At 42.5% G+C, this 5498-nt stretch carries 6 protein-coding genes; 4 read left to right on the top strand and 2 right to left on the bottom strand.

The features are described from left to right. Nucleotides 1-344: 344 nt before the first annotated feature. Nucleotides 345-1091, bottom strand: a complete 747-nt coding sequence (hemQ, locus tag WB217_RS12215) for a hydrogen peroxide-dependent heme synthase (RefSeq protein ID WP_423993494.1) — start codon at nucleotides 1089-1091, stop codon at nucleotides 345-347. 289 nt (nucleotides 1092-1380) lie between these two features. Here hemQ and pta point away from each other — a divergent pair, with 289 nt between their 5' ends. From pta to WB217_RS12200, 3 genes are all read left to right on the top strand, one after another. Further along, nucleotides 1381-2358, top strand: a complete 978-nt coding sequence (pta, locus tag WB217_RS12210) for a phosphate acetyltransferase (RefSeq protein ID WP_423993493.1) — start codon at nucleotides 1381-1383, stop codon at nucleotides 2356-2358. Nucleotides 2359-2466: 108 nt separating this feature from the next. Beyond that, nucleotides 2467-2592: a hypothetical protein gene (locus WB217_RS12205; RefSeq protein ID WP_423993492.1), complete on the top strand. Its 126-nt coding sequence runs from the start codon at nucleotides 2467-2469 to the stop codon at nucleotides 2590-2592. Nucleotides 2593-2696: 104 nt separating this feature from the next. Next, entirely contained in the window at nucleotides 2697-3542 is an 846-nt protein-coding gene (locus WB217_RS12200; protein WP_423993491.1) for a lipoate--protein ligase family protein, read from the top strand. A gap of 213 nt (nucleotides 3543-3755) precedes the next feature. Here WB217_RS12200 and WB217_RS12195 read toward each other — a convergent pair whose 3' ends face one another. Beyond that, nucleotides 3756-4610 carry an RsfA family transcriptional regulator gene (locus WB217_RS12195; protein WP_423993490.1) on the bottom strand — a complete coding sequence of 285 codons (855 nt, stop codon included), beginning with the start codon at nucleotides 4608-4610 and terminating at the stop codon, nucleotides 3756-3758. A 253-nt stretch (nucleotides 4611-4863) separates the two neighbouring features. Here WB217_RS12195 and WB217_RS12190 point away from each other — a divergent pair, with 253 nt between their 5' ends. Next, on the top strand, nucleotides 4864-5085 hold the full coding sequence (locus WB217_RS12190; protein WP_335377260.1) for a DUF1450 domain-containing protein: 222 nt from the start codon (nucleotides 4864-4866) through the stop codon (nucleotides 5083-5085). Nucleotides 5086-5498 lie beyond the last annotated feature (413 nt).

Below are 5498 nucleotides of genomic sequence, written 5' to 3'. Positions count from 1 at the left end.
GCCCCATTTGCCCCATTTGCTGTGTGTCAGTGTATCCACCTTGCCCTTGGGAATCAGACGCTACATATGGATTGTACGTTTGCGGATAGGTTCTGTAATTATAATATGGATAATTGAATTGCGTCATTATTTTTCCTCCTTGAACATTTTTATTGATTGCCTTTCATTTCACCTTTATATGTAGACTGGTGAAATTGTCCTTTTACAGGATGGGTGTACAAGTAAAATGAATCCTCACTATTTCATTCATATGAGGGAAGCTTGATTTTATGACAGAAAAAATGAAGGGAGAAAAGAGCATAAAAAAACCCCGGACATTTAGTCCGAGGTTTTAAAAGGATTGATTAATTCACATGTAAAAATGCTGCTACGCGGTCTTCTTCAAGCAGGTTTCCAACGAAAAAAGCACCAAATTCGCCGTAGCGTGCGCTTACTTCGTCGAAACGCATTTCGTAAATAAGCTTCTTGAATTGAAGAACTTCATCTGCAAACAGAGTAACGCCCCACTCATAGTCATCAAATCCTACAGATCCTGTGATGATCTGCTTTACTTTTCCAGCATACTGGCGGCCAATCATGCCATGGCTGCGCATCATGTTGCGGCGGTCTTCCATCGGAAGCATGTACCAGTTGTCATTGCCCTGGCGGCGCTTATCCATTGGATAGAAGCAAACATGCTTCGCTTTTGGTAGCTCAGGATATAGACGCGCAAGGATTTGCGGGTTCTGGTATGGGTCTTCGCCAGCAGGCAAGTAGTTGCTCAGCTCGACAACAGAAACGTAAGAATGTGCAGGAATCGTGAATTCAGCAAGCTTTGTTTTGTTGAATTCCGTTTCGATTTCGTTCAACTCTTCCATTGTAGGGCGGAGGATCATCATCATGAAATCTGCTTTTTGGCCAACGATTGTATATAGAGCGTGGCTGCCATTTTTCTCGCTTTGTGTACCGTTCCATTTTTCTACCAGGCCAAGGAATTCATGGATTGCTGCTTGGCGCTCATCGCTAGAAAGCATCTTCCAGGTAGTCCAATCTACAGTACGGAAATCATGCAGGCAATACCAGCCATCAAGTGTCTGTGCTGCTTCACTCATTTATATCACTCCTAAATATCATAAATATACCATTATCATATCATAGTTTCTCCATACGTCATGCTTATAAAACCATTGATTGTTTATAGAGAGTATAAAAAGGATATTTTGTTAAGGATTGCAAATAGTAATAAAGGTGCAAGCGCCTGCTTTTTTACCAAAGGTTTGAAGGGCGGGTGAACATACTTGAATATTTACAATAAAAAGACTTCTGGCTGGAAACGGTAACATTCTTGAATTTTGAAACACGTAAAGTATTCTAGAAGTATAGATAAAAGGAGGAGTTAGCATGAGTGATTTATTTGAAGGCTTAAAAGCCAAGTTAAGCGGACAAAATTTACGGATTGTTTTTCCGGAAGGCCTCGATGAGCGGATTTTAGCAGCAGCTGGCCGATTGGCTGCAGACGGTGTATTAACACCTATTTTAGTAGGGAATATTGAACAAATTCAGACAAAGGCGAACGACATGGACGTTTCCCTTGATGCGATTGAAATCTATGATCCAACAAATTTCGCGATGATGGACGAGCTTGTTGCGGCATTTGTTGAAAGACGTAAAGGCAAAGCAACGGAAGAGCAGGCACGCCAGATTCTGCTTGATGAAAATTACTTTGGCACGATGCTGGTATTTGCTAATAAAGCAGACGGCCTTGTGAGCGGCGCAGCGCACTCAACTGCGGATACAGTAAGACCGGCATTGCAAATCATCAAAACAAAAGAGGGCGTCCGCAAGACATCTGGCGTCTTCATCATGGTACGTGAAGATGAGAAATATGTATTTGCTGACTGTGCGATTAACATTGCACCCGACAGCCAGGACCTAGCTGAAATCGCGATCGAAAGTGCGAAGACTGCTAGAATGTTCGACGTTGAGCCAAGAGTGGCAATGCTAAGCTTCTCTACTAAAGGGTCTGCGGTTTCTCCTGAAACGGAAAAAGTATCTAAGGCAGTCGAAGAAGCTAAGCTACGCGATCCGTTGTTGATTGTGGATGGAGAATTCCAATTCGACGCAGCTTTCGTTCCATCAGTTGCAGCAAAGAAAGCACCAAATTCCCCGCTCCAGGGTGATGCGAATGTATTCGTGTTCCCAAGCCTTGAAGCAGGAAATATCGGCTATAAAATCGCCCAGCGTTTGGGTGGTTTTGAAGCAGTCGGCCCGATTTTACAAGGCTTGAACCGCCCTGTAAACGACCTGTCACGCGGCTGCAGCGAGGAAGATGTATACAAGCTTGCATTGATTACAGCAGCGCAGGCGCTTGTGAAGTAAGGTATATAAGCAATTCCAGCCGGTCGATTTTGTCGATCGGCTTTTTGTTTTTGGAAATAACAAATAAGTTGAATTTTAAAGCGTGAGGACTTGTCTGAAAGGTGCCGAATGGGAGAAAAAGATACCGACAGGGAGAAAAATGACTTCAAAGGGGAGAAAAAAGAAATCAACGGAGAAAAAACTGAAATCAACGGGGAAAAAACTAATTTCAACGAGGAGAAAAAATCAAACTAGGCAGATTACCTTCCGAGGATGAAGAGAATACTCCGTGATATGCTATAATATCAACTGAATTATAACGAATGAATCGAAAAGTGTTTTTGAAAAGGGGAATTCACATGGATGAGGCTCTCAATTTATTGCGTCAGGACAAGTGGAGATTGATTGACCAGTCGGCGCTGGGTGCGCACTTTCATGCCCTCCAGTCGTTCGGGACGGATGATACATTATGCGAATCGGTTGGTACTGGACAGTCGCCTGCAACTGCTCGTGCCTGGGTGCACCATAATACGGTTGTCCTTGGCATTCAGGATACCAGGCTGCCGCATCTTCAGGCTGGACTGGATTTCCTCGAGGAGCAAGGCTATCAATATATCGTCCGCAATTCCGGCGGTCTTGCCGTCGTGCTCGACGAAGGAGTTCTTAACCTTTCGCTTATTTTACCTGAGAGGGAAAAGGGAATAGATATCAACCGCGGCTACGATGCCATGTGGTTTTTAATAAAAGAAATGTTTGCAGATTTTAATAAAGAGATCGAAGCGAAGGAGATTTCGGCTTCGTATTGTCCGGGAAGCTATGATTTAAGCATTGGTGACAAGAAATTTGCCGGAATCTCACAGCGCCGCCTGAAAAAAGGGGTAGCTGTCCAAATCTATCTTTGTGTGAATGGAAGCGGCAGCGTACGGGCGGAATTGATTAGGGAGTTTTACTCTCGAGCGAAAAAAGGAGAAAGTACGAAATTCAGCTATCCAGAGATCCAGCCTGAGGTGATGGCCTCGCTTTCCGAACTTTTAGGAGTCGAGATGACGGTTCAGGAAGTCATGTTACGATTTTTAAAATTCCTGAACGCAAACAGCGACGAGCTGACATCCGGATATCTTAACGGTATGGAGATTGAATTATTTGACCACTATTACAACCGGATTATTGAACGGAATGAAAAGTTTCTTGAGCAGCAGGGATAATAGAAAAGCAGAACTTCTGAAATCAGTCCGTTAAATAGGATTTCAATAAACTAATAGGATTCACGCCTCCAAATAGAATTCGAGCCGCTAAATAATAAAGAAAGCCGGAAACCATATTGTTCCGGCTTTTCTTAAGTTTCTTAAGAGGGGGCTGCTGCTATTATCTCCGTCTCCAGCCAATCATCTATCTATTTAGTAATTAGGAAAACTAGGTTATTCTGCTACTTTTTCCAGATTGCCGTTGCGGTCCATCTTGAACTTTGTTGCTGGGCGTTCTTCTTCTTCAAACAGGGCAAGCTTGCGGGCGCGATTCATGATTTTCATGAGTGTTTCGTAATCTTCCTGCATCGTATTCGTATTTTTCTCGAGTCTATTTATTTTTTCCTGCAGTTCCTCGTTCTGCTTCCTTAAACTATTGATTTCGCGCTTTAATCTTTCATTCTCACTCTTATAAATATCTACTTGAAGCGTTGATCCATTCAAGCTTTGCAGATAGGCAATGACATGGCCCATCGTCAAGCCAGTTGACGGAACCGTATGCCTTACAGGAGTGGCCTGAACTCTTAGAGCAGGGGCAGATGCAACTGGCACCTCAGCCATTTCAGCTGCTTCCACAGAGAAATCATGTTTCTCTTGTTTTCCATTCATTAAATCTTGCATTTCGGCCATAAGTGCCGCTTCAATTTGATTGTCATCCTGGTCAAGCATGGAAAGGTCAAAGGTAATCTGGGAATCATTTGTTTCCACTTCTGCCAACGAAGCTGTCAAACTTTCACCCATCACTGGTACTGGCGGTGCATAAAGTAATTTCTTTTTGCCGCCTTGATCTTTTCCTAGGATTCTCTGTCTCTGTTTCCGCTGTTTTTTTGCAAGCTGTAATGCTTTTTCGTAATTGTGCCTAACAACTGCGTTCCATCTGAAACCGCAGGCGGCAGAAGTGCGGTCAAGCTTGTCGCCCACCTCTTCAAATGCATTCAATTGTGTGCTGCCTTCTCTTACATGGCGCAGCACGGTTTCCGCTAGCAATAAATCATTTTCATCTGTCCAGGCATCCTGGCGTACTTTCATTTTTCTTCAACTCCCTTTTACATTGGTTGACTATTGAAACTTATACTTCAATCATGTCCTGGAATTGGAAAGCTTATACATTGAAAAATGGAAGGATAGTAGATTTTTCGTATAAATACGTGTTTTTTATAAAGATAGATAAGGAAGAGGACCGTCGCGCCGGCTTGCAATCGAATGAAATAAGTTGTAAAATACCCTTTAGTCTAAAAGTGTTGTCAACATTTGTTGTTGATATAAGAAAGGGTTGTCCTAAATGGCAAACGAATTTCGTGTTTGCGACGATTGTCAGGCCGTAAACCTTAAAACATTGATTCCGAAGCTTAAGCAGCTTGATCCCGAAGCGAAAATGGAGATTGGATGCCAGTCCTATTGCGGACCCGGCAGAAAGAAAACTTTTGCTTTCGTCAACAACCGGCCAGTCGCTGCTCTGTCTGAAGAAGAACTAATGGAAAAAGTCGAGAAAAAACTGAAATAACCTGATCAGCTATAATCCGCTTCAGGTTCTTTGTTTTTTAAAATCTTTCATACAAATCACCTTTAAACAAAAGTTTAGAGGTGATTTTTTTTCTCTTTAAACTTGCAAACTACAATATTTTTCTTTTGTCTGTGTTAAAGATTTTTAGCAACTGTTGATTGGAGATGACTTGCTGTAATCAACAGATGCCCTAATAGAGGAGTGGCGAGAGGTCGTAATAGAGGTTCTAACGACCATTCAAGAGAAGAAAACACAATCCAATGGTCATAATAGAGGTTCTAACGACCATTCGAGAGAAGAAAACGAAAACGAATGGTCATAATAGAGGTTCTAACGACCATTCGAGAGAAGAACACGGGAACGAATGGGCATAATAAAGGTTCTAAAGACCATTCGAGAGAAGAAAACCGAAG

Source organism: Mesobacillus sp., from assembly GCF_049588175.1.
GTDB lineage: Bacteria > Bacillota > Bacilli > Bacillales > Cytobacillaceae > Mesobacillus.
This window is presented reverse-complemented; position numbering and strand designations above follow the sequence as displayed.

What these genes read in the sequence shown, in the direction of transcription:
- hemQ (WP_423993494.1), bottom strand. Translation starts at nt 1,091, where the DNA reads ATGAGTGAAGCAGCACAGACACTTGATGGCTGGTATTGCCTGCATGAT.
- WB217_RS12190 (WP_335377260.1), top strand. Translation starts at nt 4,864, where the DNA reads ATGGCAAACGAATTTCGTGTTTGCGACGATTGTCAGGCCGTAAACCTT.
- WB217_RS12205 (WP_423993492.1), top strand. Translation starts at nt 2,467, where the DNA reads ATGGGAGAAAAAGATACCGACAGGGAGAAAAATGACTTCAAAGGGGAG.
- WB217_RS12195 (WP_423993490.1), bottom strand. Translation starts at nt 4,610, where the DNA reads ATGAAAGTACGCCAGGATGCCTGGACAGATGAAAATGATTTATTGCTA.
- pta (WP_423993493.1), top strand. Translation starts at nt 1,381, where the DNA reads ATGAGTGATTTATTTGAAGGCTTAAAAGCCAAGTTAAGCGGACAAAAT.
- WB217_RS12200 (WP_423993491.1), top strand. Translation starts at nt 2,697, where the DNA reads ATGGATGAGGCTCTCAATTTATTGCGTCAGGACAAGTGGAGATTGATT.